General features: G+C 66.4%; 12 protein-coding genes. 6 read left to right on the forward strand and 6 right to left on the reverse strand.

Features of this window, described 5'->3' with window-relative positions; translation table 11 throughout:
* Positions 1-190: 190 nt before the first annotated feature.
* Together ACYOEI_RS17855 and ACYOEI_RS17860 are read right to left on the reverse strand one after the other, a co-directional pair.
* The gene (locus ACYOEI_RS17855) at positions 191-511 is read right to left on the reverse strand and encodes a hypothetical protein (protein WP_462850897.1); all 321 of its coding nucleotides are present in this window, start codon (positions 509-511) and stop codon (positions 191-193) included.
* Positions 508-786 carry a hypothetical protein gene (locus ACYOEI_RS17860; protein ID WP_462850898.1) on the reverse strand — a complete coding sequence of 93 codons (279 nt, stop codon included), beginning with the start codon at positions 784-786 and terminating at the stop codon, positions 508-510. Before ACYOEI_RS17860 ends, ACYOEI_RS17855 begins: the two co-directional genes overlap by 4 nt.
* 291 nt (positions 787-1,077) lie before the next feature.
* Between ACYOEI_RS17860 and ACYOEI_RS17865 the strand changes: the two genes are divergently transcribed.
* The 3 genes from ACYOEI_RS17865 to ACYOEI_RS17875 all read left to right on the forward strand — a co-directional run bounded on the left by ACYOEI_RS17865 (position 1,078) and on the right by ACYOEI_RS17875 (position 5,608).
* A complete protein-coding gene (locus tag ACYOEI_RS17865; RefSeq protein WP_462850899.1) occupies positions 1,078-2,520 on the forward strand; it encodes a cystathionine beta-synthase in 1,443 nt (480 codons plus the stop codon).
* 199 nt (positions 2,521-2,719) lie between these two features.
* Positions 2,720-3,874 (forward strand): cystathionine gamma-synthase, encoded by a 1,155-nt coding sequence (locus ACYOEI_RS17870; RefSeq protein WP_462850900.1) that lies wholly within the window; start codon positions 2,720-2,722, stop codon positions 3,872-3,874.
* A 606-nt stretch (positions 3,875-4,480) separates the two neighbouring features.
* Positions 4,481-5,608, forward strand: a complete 1,128-nt coding sequence (locus tag ACYOEI_RS17875; protein ID WP_462850901.1) for a serine hydrolase domain-containing protein — start codon at positions 4,481-4,483, stop codon at positions 5,606-5,608.
* Here ACYOEI_RS17875 and ACYOEI_RS17880 read toward each other — a convergent pair.
* Positions 5,605-6,015, reverse strand: coding sequence for an FAD-dependent monooxygenase (locus tag ACYOEI_RS17880; protein ID WP_462850902.1), 411 nt, complete (start codon positions 6,013-6,015; stop codon positions 5,605-5,607). The genes ACYOEI_RS17875 and ACYOEI_RS17880 overlap by 4 nt on opposite strands.
* Positions 6,016-6,324: 309 nt before the next feature.
* Between ACYOEI_RS17880 and ACYOEI_RS17885 the strand changes: the two genes are divergently transcribed.
* From ACYOEI_RS17885 to ACYOEI_RS17895, 3 genes are all read left to right on the forward strand, one after another.
* Complete coding sequence (locus tag ACYOEI_RS17885) at positions 6,325-9,330, forward strand: PSD1 and planctomycete cytochrome C domain-containing protein (protein ID WP_462850903.1); 3,006 nt, start codon at positions 6,325-6,327, stop codon at positions 9,328-9,330.
* A 143-nt stretch (positions 9,331-9,473) separates the two neighbouring features.
* On the forward strand, positions 9,474-10,913 hold the full coding sequence (locus tag ACYOEI_RS17890; protein WP_462850904.1) for a DUF1501 domain-containing protein: 1,440 nt from the start codon (positions 9,474-9,476) through the stop codon (positions 10,911-10,913).
* Positions 10,914-11,058: 145 nt separating this feature from the next.
* Positions 11,059-12,627: a hypothetical protein gene (locus ACYOEI_RS17895; protein ID WP_462850905.1), complete on the forward strand. Its 1,569-nt coding sequence runs from the start codon at positions 11,059-11,061 to the stop codon at positions 12,625-12,627.
* A 432-nt stretch (positions 12,628-13,059) separates the two neighbouring features.
* On the opposite strand, the gene ACYOEI_RS17900 is transcribed toward ACYOEI_RS17895, so the two are convergent.
* From ACYOEI_RS17900 to ACYOEI_RS17910, 3 genes are read right to left on the reverse strand one after another with little or no spacing between them, the layout of a single operon-like run.
* On the reverse strand, positions 13,060-13,299 hold the full coding sequence (locus ACYOEI_RS17900) for a hypothetical protein (RefSeq protein WP_462850906.1): 240 nt from the start codon (positions 13,297-13,299) through the stop codon (positions 13,060-13,062).
* 6 nt (positions 13,300-13,305) lie between these two features.
* Positions 13,306-14,295: an FAD binding domain-containing protein gene (locus ACYOEI_RS17905; RefSeq protein ID WP_462850907.1), complete on the reverse strand. Its 990-nt coding sequence runs from the start codon at positions 14,293-14,295 to the stop codon at positions 13,306-13,308.
* A gap of 3 nt (positions 14,296-14,298) precedes the next feature.
* Positions 14,299-16,443 carry a xanthine dehydrogenase family protein molybdopterin-binding subunit gene (locus ACYOEI_RS17910; RefSeq protein WP_462850908.1) on the reverse strand — a complete coding sequence of 715 codons (2,145 nt, stop codon included), beginning with the start codon at positions 16,441-16,443 and terminating at the stop codon, positions 14,299-14,301.
* Positions 16,444-16,446 lie beyond the last annotated feature (3 nt).

Genomic DNA, 16,446 nt, shown 5'->3' on the forward strand with positions numbered 1-16,446 from the left:
GAGGACGATCCCCCCGGTAGGTGGGGCACTCTTGCCCCCTGGCATTTGCCAAGGCTCCCGCGATAAGCGCGGGGCAGGAGTGCCCCAGCTACCGGGGGGATGACTGTGCGCTCTTCGTCTGTTGCCCACGAAAGCGGCTACGGCTCACCCCGAATGAAAGCATGACGGGCCAGTCCTCGGACAACCTCCCTCAGGCGTCAGGGTTGTCGATCAGTTCCTGAAGCCGCATCCGGAACTCGGCCGGGAGGGCGTTGACCCAACCCTCGTCGACAAGCCCAACATCGAGAAGGTCGAGGATGTGCATCTTATCTTTGATCCGGAAGGATGTGAGCTCCATCCGGACCAGAGCCTGCAACTTGAGGACGTGAAATTGGCCGGTCCACTCGGACTGCGTGACGTCAGGTGTGGGAAAGAGGTATTCGGCGCGGACCTTCTCGCCAGCGAAGATGATCTGGATGGCATCGCGAGTCTTCGCACCTGGGCTATCGAGAAATCTATCGACACCTTTCACGTGAAGCCGGACGAAGCCCACGGACTCGAGAACAGAACAACCGGCGTTGCTTCATCAAGATCCGCTCGTCGAAGGAGGATATCAACGTCCTGGGTGTTGTGCACAGCCGCCGTGTCAACCCTGGCGACCCAGACCGCAACCGCATTGCCCCCGATGACCGCGTACGGAATCATGGCCTCGTTTAACGGCTTCGTCGCCCGGAGCAAGCGAGCACGGACCATTTCCACTGCGGTGACCATCCTTTCCAAATGGATTGGTTCCCATGGTGGTGTCATCGCCGCGCCTCCTCTTCCTCCAAGCAGCTTCCCACCTCAATCATCCCATCCTCCATCGCGTTCATCAAAATCCCATCCCGTGACGTCGTGCGAGGATCGACTCGTTTCGAGCCTTCCGATAGGAGCATCCCTCCGGGAGAGTTCATCTTGACTTAGCCGACCGAGTTCTCATACTTCCAGTACCGTTGACATCCGGCATTTTTCGGATGAAAGCATCCTGGCCCGGGGTCTTACCCCGCCAGGGCAAGGGTCGGCGGGATACCTTCGAGCCGAACGGCTCGGGAGGCAGGGATGGGACAGGGAAGTTCGCTCGAGTCGAAAGTGGTCGATGGCACCTCGGGCGGCGATCCTGCCCGTCGGGGCCCGGGGCTCGTGGGGAACGTCCTCGGGGCGATCGGGTGGACGCCGCTCATCCCACTGACTCGGTTGGCCGAGGGGGTCCCGGCGCGAGTCCTGGTCAAGCTCGAGTCGTCGAATCCGGGCGGGAGCGTCAAGGATCGCGTCGGCGTGGCGATGGTCGACGAGGCCGAGCGTCTGGGATGGCTCAAGCCGGGGGGGACGATCATCGAGGCGACCGCCGGCAATACCGGCGTCGGGCTGGCGATGGCCGCGGCGGTCAAGGGATACCGTTGCGTCTTCGTGCTGCCGGACAAGATGAGCCTCGAGAAGGTCCGGCTCCTGAAAGCCTACGGCGCGGAGATTGTGATCACCCCCACGTCGGTCCCACCCGACTCCCCCGAGAGCTACAACGGCGTGGCCGACCGCCTCGCCCGGGAGATCCCCGGCGCCTGGCGTCCCAACCAGTTCGCGAACCTCGCGAACCCCGAGGTCCACTACCGGACGACCGGCCCCGAGATCTGGGAGCAGACCGAGGGTCGGATCACGGCGTTCGTCGCCGGGGTCGGCACGGGCGGGACGATCTCCGGGGTTGGCCGCTACCTCAAGGAGCGGAACCCGGACGTCCGGGTTATCGGCGCCGACCCCGAAGGGTCGGTCCTCTCGGGCGACACCCCGAGGCCCTGGAAGGTCGAAGGGATCGGCGAGGACTTCGTCCCGAAGACCCTGAACGGTCAGGTTGTTGACGAGTGGGTCCGCGTCGGCGACGCCGAGAGCTTCCACACGGCGAGGGCCTTGGCGCGTCGCGAAGGGCTGCTCGTCGGCGGGTCGTCCGGGACGGCCGTCGCCGCCGCGCTTCGGTTCGCCCGACGCCTCTCCGCAGACGACGTCGTCGTCGCCCTCTGCCCCGACACCGGGCGCAACTACCTCAGCAAGATCTACGACGACACCTGGCTCGCCGAGAACGGACTCCTGCAAGTCGAGCACCCGGCGCAGACCGTCGGCGACCTGCTCCTTGCCCGAGGACCGAGGGCATTGGTGAGCGTCTCGCCCGAGACGACCGCCGCACAGGCCGTCGAGTTGATGCAGTCGCGCGGGATCTCGCAATTCCCCGTGCTCCGCGACGGACGTTCGGTCGGCAGCATGCAAGAAGTCACGCTCGCCAGGTTGTTTCACGACGACACCGACCCGAACCAGGTCCTCGTCCGCGACATCATGGCCCGCCCCCTGCCCCAGGTCGACATCTCGGTCCATCTCGACGAAGCCTACCGCCTCCTCCTGGCGGGCAACTCGGGCGTCCTGGCGGTCGCGGGAGACGAGGTCGTCGACATCGTCACCCGGATCGACCTGATCCATTACTGGAACCGTACGCCGAATGCTGATGGGGCCACGGATTGAATGGGGGGATTTTCAGCCACGGATTGAACACGGATGAAACACGGACAAGACAACCCAGGGATCAAGACAAAACTTCAAATTAAATTGCTTTTTAAATTTTTAAGTTATCCGTGTTTCATCCGTGTTCAATCCGTGGCTAAACCTCTTGCCTTCAATCCCTGGCCAATAAATCCACCGCAATCCATCCGTGGCCAAAATCATGAAAGATCACGAGCACAAGCCCGGCTTCTCCACCATCGCGATCCACGCCGGCCAGGAGGCCGACCCGGCGACCGGGGCGACGGTGGTGCCGATCTATGCAACGTCGACTTATACGCAGGAGGCTCCCGGGCGTCACAAGGGGTACGAGTACTCCCGGAGCGGGAATCCGACGCGATCGGCCCTGGAGACCTGCCTCGCGGCGCTCGAGGGGGGCGAGCGGGGCCTGGCCTTCGCCTCGGGCCTCGCGGCGACGACCGCGGTGCTCTCAACACTCCGGCCCGGTGATGAAGTCGCCGCCGCCGCGGATCTGTACGGCGGGACCTTCCGGCTCCTCGAGCGAGTGTTCAAGCCCTGGGGGCTCGTCCCTCGATATACCGAGGACCCCAGCGCCGAAGGTTTCGCGGCAATTATGACTCCGGCCACGAAGCTCGTCTGGATCGAGACACCGACCAACCCGCTCTTACAGGTCCTCGACATCGCCGCGATCGCCGAGCTCACCCACGCCCGAGGGGCCCTGCTGGCGGTCGATAACACGTTCGCGTCGCCGTATCTCCAACGGCCGATCGAGCTCGGCGCCGATATCGTCGTCCACAGCACGACCAAATACCTCGCCGGCCACTCCGACGTGATCGGGGGCGCCGTGATCGGCCCGAAGTCGCTCCTCGAGCCGATCGCATTCTATCAGAACGCGGCCGGCGGCGTGCCCGGCCCGTTCGACTCCTGGCTCGTGCTACGGGGCATCAAGACGCTGGCCGTCCGGATGGAGAGGCATTGCGCGAACGCCTCGGAGCTCGCCCGATGGCTGGCCGCGCATCCGGGCGTTGAGCGCGTCTACTACCCCGGCCTCCCCGAGCATCCCAACCACGAGGTCGCCCGTCGCCAGATGCGCGACTTCGGGGGGATGCTCAGCGTCCGTCTCAAGGGAGGGGCACCGGCCGTCGAACGGCTCCTGACCCGGACGCATCTCTTCAGCCTCGCGGAGAGCCTCGGCGGAGTCGAATCCCTGATCGGCCACCCCGCCACGATGACCCACGCGAGCATCCCGGTCGAAGTCCGCGCGGCCAGGGGCGTCGACGATGGTTTGGTCCGGCTCAGCGTCGGCATCGAAGACCTCGATGACCTCCGAGGCGACCTCGAGCAGGCCCTCTCCTGAACCGAACCTTACACGCTCCACCCTGGGCGGTTCGACCTCGCGAGGTTGGATCGCCCCATGGTGATGCCGATGTCCGTCGTTGTTCTCCCTCTTTCCGCCGAGAGTGGCCTCACGTCCGAGGAGCGATCGGAGACGGGGTTCGCAGCATTCCTCAAAGCCCCTCGGCCTTGAAACATTTCAACAAAAAATAAATTTAACTACAGACGAATTTCATTATCTCTCCTTATATAACACGCGTTTCAACTCCGAGGTCGGTCAAGGCCCCCGGCGGGCCCCCGTCGTGCTGGAGTCTCATTCGGAAAAGCTCACCAAGTCTACCCGCTCTCATCGCGTGCAAATTGACTCTCACCGATGCAGGATTATAGGGTGGAAGCCTGCTTGCACGAGGGCTAAGCGAAGAGTCTTTCACGAGATCCGATGGTTGGATGAGGACATTGACTGCCTGGTACGGGCTGGCGGCCGATTTGCGCAATCCGTTCAAATTTCCGCTCGCCGATTGCGAATGAGTCGGGGGAAGTCAGACGGCGAGCAGGACGGGCTATCGGGCTCGTCGGGGCGCATCTCCGGCGCCTGACCGTTCCTCACTTCCAAAACGGAGTCCGCAAGATGGACCTCAGTCCCGTCGCGTCATCACCCGCCCCAGGAAGACTCGCGTTCATCTTCGCCTTCGGAGCCATCCTGGTCGGGCTTTCTCACGCCCGGGCGGAGGGCCCGGGGCTTGATGCGGTGGCCCGTGACTATGCGAAGAGCCACGAATTTCACGGGACGATCCTAGTCGAGCGTCAGGGTGTCACGCTCTACCGCGAGAGCTTCGGGCTCGCCGAACGCGAGTTCGACATCCCCGTCCAGGACGACACGAAGTTCAAGGTCGCATCGATTACCAAATCCTTCACGTCGGTCTTGATCCTCCAACTCAGCGAGCAAGGGAAGCTCGAGTTGGACGCCCCCTTCAAGAGGTATCTTCCCGGCTATCCCGGCGCGGGTGCCGACACGATCACGATCCACCAGCTCTTGAATCACACCTCGGGGCTCGGAAACTACGATACGATGCTGCCGGAAGTAGAGCTCGAGAAACGGGGGCTTGATCTCTACCAGTTACCCCACACCACCGACCAACTCCTCGACAAACACGCGCGCAGCAAGATCGCCAACGAACCCGGAAAGAAGTTCGACTACAATAATGCCGATTATGTGATTCTGGGAAAAGTGATTGAGGCCCTCGCCGGCAAGCCTTACGACGTCGTCGTCACCGAACGCATCCTGGCTCCCTTGGGAATGACCGAGACGGGGATGACCCGTCACCACCAGATTACGAAGAAGCTCGCCAGGACCTACTGGCGGCCGAAGGGCTCCCGAGAGATGACGAACGACTGGCCGTTCTACTACGAGAATTGGTACGCCGCGGGCGGCATGTATTCCACGGCGACCGACCTCCGGAAGTTTGCCGATGCACTCTTCGGGGGCAAGCTCTTGAAGCCCGATTCGCTGAGCCGCATGCTGAAGCCCGGGTTGGACGATTACGGCTACGGCGCCTGGATCAGCAACCGAGAGATCGGGGGGAAGCCGGACAGGGTCTTCGAGAGGTTCGGCAGTATCCAGGGGGCGAACTGCATCCTATCCCACGTCATGAATGCTGACATCACGGTTATCTTATTGAGCAACACCAATGTCACCGACCTCGGTGATTTCGCGGCCGTACTGAGCAAGGCAGCCGCCAGTCCCCCGAAAGACTAGCGTGGTGAACGGACGGGTTGTGCTCGTAAGTCGAGCGCACAACACCGGTGGCAAACCGCGGTGGTCGCCGGCTCAGGCCAGCGGATGACCCTCCGACCGCCGGAGTCGATCTCGATGTTCTTCATTTCGATGTACGGGACGCGGTTGAAGGCCTCGCCGAGTCCCATCTGATGGAACACGTCGATGCCGCTGCGTTGCAACCCTTCGCCACGGAAGGCGCGTGCGAAGTCAGGGTGTGTCTCCAGCGCCGTGACCTCCACGCACCGCCTCGCCAGCAGGTAGGCCAACGCCATTCCTGCGGGTCCGGCGCCGACGATCAGCACTCGGCCCGGTCGCCCCGTCATGAGTCCCTCCCGTCGAAGCCCGTCGGCCCCGAGCACCGTCGCCCCGGCACGATCGACACGCATGATCAAGCCTTCGCTCCGTCAAACCCATCTTTAAAGCAAGACGGAGGAGGCGATGAGCGTGACGAGTAAGAACCTGTCCCGAACCCCGGTTTTTAGGAAAAACCGGGGTTCGGGACAGCCATTCGAAGTGTTCGAGGAGACCCCTCACCGAAGGCGACGATCGGGTTTCGGAATCGGTTCGCCGACGTCCTACCTGAATAGATGTCACGATTGACCGATCCCTTTAGGTAGGTGAATAATGAGACACTCTCCGCAAGAAAGCCGCTCATCTCGCCCTGCCCGCATGCCCCTTTGGAGTTTGAACCCGACATGCATCCGTGGAATGCGCCCCGTTCCCAATGCGCCCCGGCTCGACTCCGCACAGGGGTAGTGCTCGGCCTCGCGCTGGCCGGGCTGCTGACATCGGCCGACCTCCGGTACGCGGACGGCGCCGAGGCTACCTCCCAGGATAAGACCGCGGCGTCGCCGGAATTCACCCGAGACGTCGCGCCCCTGTTGCAGAAACACTGTTACAAGTGTCACGGCACCGAAGGGGGCAAAGGGGGGCTCGACCTCCGCACGGTCGGGGCCATGCTCCAGGGGGGCGAGAGCGGCGACCCCGCAATCGTGCCGGGAAAGTCGGCGGAGAGCCTCCTCATCCGGGTCGTCGCCGACGGCACGATGCCGCCCGGCAAGGTCTCGAAGCTCGACGGCGGGGAGGTCGGCCGGATCAAGGCCTGGATCGACGCCGGGGCATCGGCCGGGTCGGCGACCACGGACGCCCCCGTCGACCCCTCCCTCACCGCGCAGGCCGCGGTCGCCCGCAAGGTCGCGGACATCCTCGACTTCAACTGCATCGTCTGCCACGGGCGGAAGACGCAGGAAGGGGGCCTCGACCTCCGCACGGTCGAATCGATGCGGCGAGGGGGGAAATCGGGACCGGCCCTCGTCCCCGGCCACTCCAAGGAGAGCCTGCTGGTACGCCGGATCCGCGACGACGAGATGCCGACTCGCGAGGGGCGCTCGCAGGCGTCGGTCAAGCCCATCGCCGCGACCGAGCTCGAGATGATCGCCTCGTGGATCGACGCCGGGGCCCCCGAGCCCCCGCGACGGCCGGTCCTCCGCGACCACGCGAGGGACATCACCGAGGCCGACCGTGGCTGGTGGTCGTTCCAGCCGCCGAAGCGCCCCGACGTGCCCGCCGTCCGCCCCGAACACTCGAGGATGGTCCGCAACCCGATCGACTCGTTCCTCCTGGCCCGCCTCGAGAAAGCCGGCCTGGGGTTCGCCCCCGAGGCGGATCGGATCACCCTGCTGCGCCGGGTCACCTTCGACCTCGTCGGACTCCCCCCTTCGCCCGAGGAGATCGACGCGTTCCTGGGCGACGACAAGCCGGGCGCCTATGAGCGGGTCGTCGCCCGGCTCCTCGACTCGCCCAGGCACGGCGAGCGTTGGGGCCAGCACTGGCTCGACGCGGCGGGTTACTCCGAGTCCGACGGCGGCGACAACTTCGACCCGGTCCGGAATGACTTCTACCGTTATCGCGACTATGTCATCCGCGCCGTGAACGCCGACAAGCCCTACGACCGCTTCCTCCAGGAACAGCTCGCGGGCGACGAGCTCGAGGACTATCTCCACGCCCCCGAGATCACCCCGGCGTTGGCGGACAACCTGGTCGCCACGGGCTTCCTCCGGACCTGCGTCGACCCGACGGACCGCCCCGTCCACAACTACCCGCCCGACCGTGCCCAGGTGCTCGCCGACACGATCCAGGTGGTCGACTCGACCTTGCTCGGGCTCACGATCGGCTGCGCCCGTTGCCACAGCCACAAGTACAACCCGATCACCCATGCCGACTATTACGGCCTCTCCGCCGTCTTCGCCGCGGCCTACACGCCGCTCGAATGGCGGACGCCGAAGCAACGGCTCGAAGAGCTGGCCACGAAGGCCCAGCGCGACGTCGCGAAGTCGACGAACGCCAAGCTCGACCTCCGGATCGCCGTGAACAAGGCCGCGACCGAGAGCCTGACCACGATCCTCAACCGGCTCCTCTTCCAGAAGAAGCTCGACCAGCTTCCCGAGAAGCTCCGGGCAGACGTGAGGATCGCGCTGGCGCAGCCGGAGGCCCAGCGTGATCCGGTCCAGAAGTACCTCGCCGAGAAACTGGGGGAACACTTCCAGCCGAAAGACGACGAGCTCGCGGCGGCCTTCCCCAAACCTCAGGCGATGGTCGTCCGGGGCCGAGAACGGATCGCCGCGCTCGACGCGAAGAAGATCCGGCTCCCCGTCGCCCGAGCCTTGACCGACACTCGGTCCGATGCGGATCCGTTTTTTCTGCTCCGCCGAGGCGAGGCCTACAACCGTGGTGGCGAGGTCGTCCCCGATGTTCCGGCCGTCCTCACGGACGGCTCGACCCCGCTGGAAGTCACGCCCCCCTGGCCCGGCGCCCAATCGACGGGCAGACGCCTGGCATTCGCCCGCTGGCTCACGAGGCCCGACCACCCGCTGACGGCCCGTATTCATGTGAATCGAGTCTGGCAGGAGCATTTCGGGACCGGGATCGTGCCGACGGTCGACGATTTCGGCCGCACCGGCGTCGCGCCGACTCATCCCGAGCTGCTCGACTGGCTCGCCACAGAGTTCGTCCGCCAGGGGTGGAGCGTCAAGACGTTGCATAAGCTGATCGTCACGTCGGCCGCCTATCGCCAGTCGTCGAAGAGGACGCCGGAGCTCGCCGCAGCGGACCCCAAGGACGAGTGGCTCGGTCGGTTCCCGCTCCGCCGACTCGACGCCGAGGCGATCCACGACTCGGTCCTGGCGGTCGCCGGGGCGCTCAACACCACGATGGGAGGGCCGGCCTCCGAGGTCGTCGTCGACGACGAGGGGCAGGTCGTCGCCAAGGACGTCCCCGAGCACAGGCGCCGGGGGATTTATATGCTCCACCGACGATCGCAGCCCCTGACCGTCATCGACACGTTCGACGCCCCCCGGATGACCATCAACTGCGTCAAACGCCGCGGCTCGACCGTCGCCTCGCAAGCGCTCTTGATGCTCAACAGCGAATGGATCATGGCCCAATCCGAGCGCACCGCGGGGCGGCTCCGCGACGCGGCCGGTCCTTCGTCGACGGCCCAGGTCGACCTCGCGTACCGCCTGGTGCTCTCGCGACACCCGACCGACCGAGAATCGGCCCAGGCCCTCGAGTTCCTCGACGCCGAGGCCCGGGCGCATACCGACGCTCCGGCCGGCTCCCGGCCCGACGAGGCCTCTCACAAGGCCCTCGCGGACTTCTGCCAGGTCCTCCTGAATTCCCCCGAGTTTCTCTACATCGACTGAGTGCAAGCCCCGAAACCCGGTGTTTTCTTAAACACCGGGTTTCTGACGCCGACAACCCCGCCCGCTGCGGGACGTCGTCGCCGACTCCCTGGACTCATCCCCGAAAAAAGACGCCCGGACCCGTCCCGAAAGGTCACCGACCGATGAATCGACCGGACGCCTGGAATGCCTGGACGCGACGCGAGTGGTTCCGCCATGTCGGCGCCGGTTTCGGCGGGGCCGCGCTCGCCTCGATGCTCGCGGAGGACCTCCGGGCGGCCGATCCCCATGCGAAGAATGGGCCAACACCCGGCGAAGCGTACGACGCCCGGCCGAAGGCCCCGCATTTCACGCCCAGGGCGCGCTCCGTCATCCAGCTCTTGATGCCGGGCGGCCCGAGCCACGTCGACATGTTCGACCCCAAGCCGGCGCTCGACCGCCACGACGGCAAGCGGTTCCCCGGCGTGATCGACGCGATGAACGCCGACAAGGTGGGCGCGGTCATGCGCAGCCCCTTCTCGTTCGCCCGCTACGGCGAGTCGGGCATCGACGTCAGCAACCTGCTCCCGTACACGTCGCGCGTCGTCGACAAGATGACCGTGATCCGCTCGATGTACACCGAGCACATCAACCACGAGCCGGCCATCTGGATGATGAACACCGGGCGGACGATCCCCGGGCGGCCCTCCTCGGGCTCGTGGGTCATCTACGGGCTCGGGAGCGAGAACCAGGACCTGCCGGCGTACGTGGCCCTCGAGGACCCCAAGGGGCAGCTCGACGGGATCCGCAACTGGTCGGCGGGCTGGCTCCCGCCGATCTACCAGGGGACGCCGTTCCGCTCCGTCGGCAGCCCGGTCCTCAACCTCAAGCCGAAGCGGACGGTCACGGCGGAGGTCCAGTCGCGCCGGCTCCGCTACCTGTCCGACCTTGCCGAGGACCATCGCCGCGCCCATCCCGGCGAGGCGGAGCTCGACGCCAGGATCGCCAGCTACGAGCTCGCCGCGCGGATGCAGATCTCGGCGACCGAGGCCCTCGACCTCAACTCCGAGACCGCGGCGACCCGCGAGGCCTACGGCCTCAACGACGAGGTCACCGCCTCGTACGGCAGGCGCTGCCTGATGGCCAGACGCCTCGTCGAACGCGGCGTCCGATTCGTTCAAGTGTTCATGGATTTCGTCTGGGACCAGCACAACGGCCTGGCGGTCGGCCTCCGGGAGAACTGCGCGAGGACCGACCGCCCCATCGCCGCGCTGCTCGAAGACCTCGACTCCCGAGGACTGCTCGACGACACCCTGGTGATGTGGGGGGGCGAGTTCGGCCGCCTGCCCGTCTCCGAGGCCGGCGACGGCCGCGACCACAACCCCCGGGGGTTCACGAGCTGGCTCGCCGGCGGCGGGGTCAAGGCCGGCTACATCCATGGCGCGACCGACGACTTCGGCTACGAGGCCGTCACCGACCGCGTCAGCGTCCCCGACCTCCACGCCACGATGCTCCACCTCCTCGGCCTCGACTTCAAGCGGCTCACCTATCCGGTCCACGGACTCGAGGAAGGGCTTATCAGCACGATCTATACGCCGCGCATCGTCAAGGAAATCCTCGCCTGACGCCGCCAACCCCGACAGCATTGCGAAGCCAGTGTCGCCGACAAGTTGCTTTGCGTGTGGTAACCGATTCGTCTTGCCGAGTTGCGTAGACTTTGGCAGCCTATCCCGTTCGATTGGCGATCAAGGACGAACGACCGGAGAGCGCATGGACGAGCCAACGCCCGATGACCCGAGGGCCTCGACCTTCGACACTCCGGAAGCCCTCCTCGACGCCTTCCGCGTCCATCCCGAATGGACCGAGCGCGAGCGGGACGAGCACCTCGACCGCGTGATCGCCGCCGCCCCGAGCGATCGGCTCTCGTCGGCGATCCTCGCGAGGTTGGACGACCTCAGCGGCGGCGAGGGGGAGGCCATCCTCCGACTCATCGAGGCCCACTCGACCCCGGAGCTCCTCCGCGCGCTGGCCGACGCCCTCATCGCGCAACCAGGTCTTCCCCCCGAACGATCCTGGGAGGCCCTCGTCCTCCTCGAAGGGGCGGGACTGCTCGAGGACTACCCCGAGCTCGAAGAGCGTCGGGAGGAGTTGGAAGAGTCGCTCGATGAGGAGAGCTCCCTCGACCAGCTCGCCGAACAGCTCGAAGGCGACCCCGAAGGGACCTGGCTGGCCCTCCAGGGATTGGGCGCCGTCGAGGCCGAAGTCCGGCCGCAGATCGTCGCGGGCCTGGCCAGGGTTCCGCTCGGCCCCGGCCTCATCGGGTTCCTACGCCTCCTGGTCTTCGCCCACGACGCGTCCACACGGGCCGCGGCCCTCGACGCCCTCACCCGCCCCGGGCGCGATCCCGACCTCGTGGCCGCCTGGGCGTCGCTCGCCGCGGACCATCCCGACCCCGAAGTCGTCGCGCGGGCGAATCGATGGCTGGGAACGTCCCAGGGGACGGCCCTGGCGACCTCGGCGGGCCGCAGCCTCGTCGAGCCTCGGCAACTCCGTTCCCGAGTCACCGCGCTCGACGGGCTGGGACGAGGATCGATCATCATCTCTTCAACCCGGAATGGCACCCGAGCGACGGCCGCCTTCCTCTGCGACATGCAGGACGGCATACGAGAGGTGCTCGGCCAGACCGACGACGACCCCGTCCACGCGGAGGCGGCGTTCCGGGAGTTCGCCGGCCAAGACGACCTCGAAGCCGTGGAGGACGTGACCGAGCTCGCCCTGAGGCTGTTGGGGGGGAGCGTCCAGCTCTGCGGGCCGGAAACGTCGCCGGCCCTTCGCTACTGGCTCGAAGAGGCGGTGCATCCTCGTTTCAGGTCCCTCCCCTTCCCCGAGCCCTTCCCCGGCTGGGATCCGGCCTCTCTCCCATTCGACACGATGCCCGACCGGGCTCGCGCCGTGCTCGACGCCTGCCCGACCTGGATCGACGCCTCGCCGCTCACGTATGAGATCGCCGAGGAGATCACGCTCCGCGAGGGGGACACGCCCCCCGACCCGAGACGCGACGCGGGAGCCTATCGCTTCCTGTTCGAGCATCGACTCTTGAAGCAGCTCGAGCTCTACCGGCGGATGCTCTACTGGATGGCGTCGTTCTGGCAGGCGTTGGGGGCCCACGAGCTGGGCCGGTCGGCGTATTCTCTGGCGTGGCAGCTCTCGGACGCCCAGCACGCGGTCCCCGGCCACCCCTTCACCGTCGCGCTCGCGACGCGGAGCCTGACCGCTGCGCAGGCGGACCTCCGCCTCGGCATTGACCCGAGGCGACGGCCCTCGACGCTGGGCACGTAACCCGCGAACGACCGACGTCGCGCGAGTCACGCGCCCGGCCCGACGTACCTCACTTCTTGGTCACCTTCTCGGCAGGGGCGGGTGCCTTGGCCGGCGGGGTCTTCTTCTTATCGTCGATCTTCTTCTGCTTGGCTTTGTCCTTCGGTGCCTTATCGCCCACGGCAGCTCTCCCTTCAGTTCGATGTGTTGGGAACGGAACGGACGTGCTGGAATCGCACCTTGCTGATGGCGTGCGCCAAATTATCAGCATGCCGAAGTTGAGGTTCAAGGCGGATCGATGAAAAAGCGACGTCATCATGATGAAGAGGGGAGGATTCGCGCAATCGTGACGCTCGGGGACGACCCGAAGTCTGATGGGAACCCCAATGCAAGGCGCGCGACGAGGCCCGACTCCTCGTTGAGAAGAGACGGGCCTCGCGGTGAAAGCTCAAATCAGAAGGGCTCGTAGCACGTGCGCGAGGCGTCGCGGCAATCCTCGCCGCCGACCATCTCGTCATCCGGTCCGAAGCCTTTCATGCTCTTGAGGCACCAGTAGATCGTGTTGTCGTAGTCGGCGTGCTCGTTGCCGCCGAGGCCGTCGGTATAGACGTACATCCCCTTGTTCCTCAGGTGGCGACAAGGGACGGACGATTCGACGATCGGGAGCTCGTCGTTGGGTTCGGCGCCAGGCATGGCGGCTCAGCCCTCCTCCCAGTAGCGGTTGCCGACGGCGGCGAGCAGGGCTCGCTTGACGACGGTCTTGGTCAGGGCCACCTTGTAGACGTTCATCGAGAGGGGTTTCGCCCCTTCGATCGCGGCGGATCCGGCGGCCTCGGCCGAGTCGAGAGTGACCGCCTTGCCGACGATCGCCTTCTCGGCGGCCTCGCTCCGCCAGGGGATCGGCGCCACGCCCCCGAGGACGACGCGGGCCTCGCGGACCTTGTCGCCGTCGAGATCGAGGCTGACCGAGGCGAGCACCAGCGGCCAGTCGTGGGCCTGCTTCTGCCTGGCCTCGTACGACGCGTTCTTCCCCTTCACCGCAGGCAGAGTGATCTTGGTCAGGATTTCGCCGGGAGCGGCGGTCAGCTCGCGGTCGCCGTCCTTCTTCGGCACCTGGTAGAGTTCCTCGACCTTGACCGTGCGCTCCCCCTTCGGGCCGGCGAGCGTGGCCTTGGCCCCGAGGGCAATCAGGGGGACGGCCAGGCTCGACGGGCTGACGAAGAGGGCGTCGCCGTCAGTCAGGAAAATCGCGTGATGGCGGTTGTCCCCCTCGCGGATCAGGTTCTTGCCGTCCTTGACGGGCAGCAGGCCGTGGCCGCCCCGGTAATACCAACACCTCGGGCGCTGGAGCAGGTTGCCGCCGACGGTCGCCATGTTGCGGAGTTGCGGCGTGCCGACTTCGAGGGCCGCTTGCCAGAGCGCGGGGAAGGCCTCGCGGACGCCCTTGTCGGCGAGCAGATTGGCGAGCAGCGTCCCCGCGCCGACGGACAGGCCGGAGCGAGGGTCGCCGGAGACCCCGGCGATCGCCTTGATGTCCTTGAGGTAGACGACGCGCTCGGGGCTGGCGACATCTTCCTTCATCCGGCTGAGGAGGTCGGTCCCGCCGGAGAGCGCCGCCCCTTGGGGGACGCCGAGGAGCTTCACGGCCTCCTCGACGGTCGTGGGGCCGGCGTATTCAAAGGCTTTCATCGGTCACGCCTCCCCATTCTTCTGGGACTTGGTGGCCAGGGCATTGAGGACGTTGCGGGGGGACATCGGCCACTCGGTCACGCGGACGCCGATGGCGTTGGTCACGGCGTTGCCGATGGCGGCGGCGGTCGCGATGGTGGGAGGTTCGCCCACCCCGATCACCCCGCGCTGCTTCTGCTCGGGGGGTTCATAAGCGTGGACGATGATCTCGGGGATGTCGGACGCGCCGGCGAGCTTGTACAGCTCCATGTCGGGGTTGAGCATCACGCCCGTGGTCGGGTCCATGATCCGCTCCTCGAACAGGCCGTAGTTCAGGCCGCCGATCACGCCGCCATACACCTGGCTCTCCCAGGTGAGCTTGTCGAGGATCAGGCCCGTGTCCTGGACCGCGACGATCTTCTTGAGCCGGACGACCCCCGTCTCGATGTCGACGGTCACGTCGGCGAACTGGCAGCCGCCCACGCCGACCGAGGAGAGCCCCGCCTCGAACTTGCCGGTCTCGGAGATCGGCATCATCCCGAGCTTGCGGCAGGCGTCCTTCCAGGACATCTTGGGCTCGCCCTTGACGAGGAGCTTCCCGTCCTTGAGCGCCAGGTCGTCGGCCGTCACCCCCAGGCCTGGTGCGAGCTTGGCGAAGAGGGCCGTGCGGGCCTGGGTGACGGCCATGAACGCCGGCGGGCTCATCGAGGGAGTGGTCGTCGAGCCGCCCGAGGGCTGGCCGGGCGGGAACGTCGAGTTGCCGATGTTCGACGTGATGTCGAGGACGTTCAAGCCGAGGACCTCGGCCGCGATGATCGCGAGGATCGTCCTCGCCCCGGTGCCGATGTCCTGGGTGCCGGTCCGCATCTCGACGGAGCCGTCGGGGTTGATGTTGCAGAGGACCTGCTTGTCCTGCGCACCGCCACCGCCCCAGGTGTGCAGGGCCATACCGAGCCCGCGCTTGATCGGCCCCTTGCCGTTCTGGCCTCGGGGTTTGCGGTTCGCCTTCCAGCCGATCAACTCGGCGCCGATCTTGACCTCGTCCTCATAGAGGGGCGTGAGCGGCCCGTTCTTGGGGAGGTTCTTGAGCCGGAACTCGAGGGGGTCAATGCCGAGTTTGTCGGCGAGGTCGTCCATCGCCGCTTCCATCAAGGCGCACCCCTGGGGGTGTCCCGGGGCCCGCATGGCGCGGGCGCCGCCGCCGTTGACGAAGACCTCGGAGTGGATCCGGGACGACGCGGGGACGTTGTAGACGTACGGCAAGGGGAACTGCGACCCGCCCCGGCCGCCGGTCCCGTGCGTCTCGGCGATCATCGCGACGAGCTGGCCGTCCTTGCTCGCGCCGAGCTTGATGTGGCCGGTCGCGCTCGGGCGGTTGCCGGCGGCGAGGTGCTCCTGGACGCGGTCGAGGAAGATCTTGACCGGCCGCCCGCCGCACTTCTTCGAGAGCTCGGCCGCGGTCCGGCCCCAGATATCGGCGCCGAACTTCGAGCCGAAGCCGCCCCCCATCACCTCGGTCAGCACGGTGACGTTCGTCGAAGGGATGTTGAAGCTCTGCGCCAACTCGTTCGCGGTCACGGCGACGGCCTGGGTGCTCGCCCAGGCGACGATCTTGTCATCCCCGTCCCACTTGGCGGTCAGGCCGTGGGACTCGAGGCAGACGTGGGTGATGACCGGGACCGAGTAGGTGGCCTCGATCGTCGCGTCGGCCTTGGACATGGCGTCGTCGGGCTTGCCGTTGACGAGCGCCCGCCCTTTGCGGACGTTGCCCCCCTTGGCGATCTCCGGGGCCCCTTTCGCCATCGCCTGCGCTTCGGTGACGACGTGAGGCAGGATCTCGTACTCGACCTTGATCGCGCGGATGCCGTCGCGGGCCTTTTCCTCGGTCTCGGCCGCCACGGCGGCGATGTCGTCCCCCTGGAAGCGGAGGGTCGCCCCGACCTCGGCGATCACGTGGACGCCGACGACGCCCGGCACCTTCTCGGCGGCCGACGTGTCGATCGACTTGATCTTGGCGTGGGCATGCGGGCTATAGAGGATCAGGCCGAAGAGTGTCCCTTCGGGCCGCATGTCGGATGGGTACTTGGCGCGACCGGTGGCCTTGGCCATGCCGTCGAGCCGGGGGATCCTCGTGCCGATCAGGCGGGGATTTTCGGGCCAGGAGGCCATGGG

Source organism: Singulisphaera rosea (assembly GCF_054877945.1).

Coding starts and splice junctions, on each gene's coding strand:
- ACYOEI_RS17900 (WP_462850906.1), bottom strand. CDS start 13,299: ATGCCTGGCGCCGAACCCAACGACGAGCTCCCGATCGTCGAATCGTCC.
- ACYOEI_RS17890 (WP_462850904.1), top strand. CDS start 9,474: ATGAATCGACCGGACGCCTGGAATGCCTGGACGCGACGCGAGTGGTTC.
- ACYOEI_RS17880 (WP_462850902.1), bottom strand. CDS start 6,015: ATGCGTGTCGATCGTGCCGGGGCGACGGTGCTCGGGGCCGACGGGCTT.
- ACYOEI_RS17885 (WP_462850903.1), top strand. CDS start 6,325: ATGCATCCGTGGAATGCGCCCCGTTCCCAATGCGCCCCGGCTCGACTC.
- ACYOEI_RS17870 (WP_462850900.1), top strand. CDS start 2,720: ATGAAAGATCACGAGCACAAGCCCGGCTTCTCCACCATCGCGATCCAC.
- ACYOEI_RS17910 (WP_462850908.1), bottom strand. CDS start 16,443: ATGGCCTCCTGGCCCGAAAATCCCCGCCTGATCGGCACGAGGATCCCC.
- ACYOEI_RS17860 (WP_462850898.1), bottom strand. CDS start 786: ATGACACCACCATGGGAACCAATCCATTTGGAAAGGATGGTCACCGCA.
- ACYOEI_RS17905 (WP_462850907.1), bottom strand. CDS start 14,295: ATGAAAGCCTTTGAATACGCCGGCCCCACGACCGTCGAGGAGGCCGTG.
- ACYOEI_RS17875 (WP_462850901.1), top strand. CDS start 4,481: ATGGACCTCAGTCCCGTCGCGTCATCACCCGCCCCAGGAAGACTCGCG.
- ACYOEI_RS17895 (WP_462850905.1), top strand. CDS start 11,059: ATGGACGAGCCAACGCCCGATGACCCGAGGGCCTCGACCTTCGACACT.
- ACYOEI_RS17865 (WP_462850899.1), top strand. CDS start 1,078: ATGGGACAGGGAAGTTCGCTCGAGTCGAAAGTGGTCGATGGCACCTCG.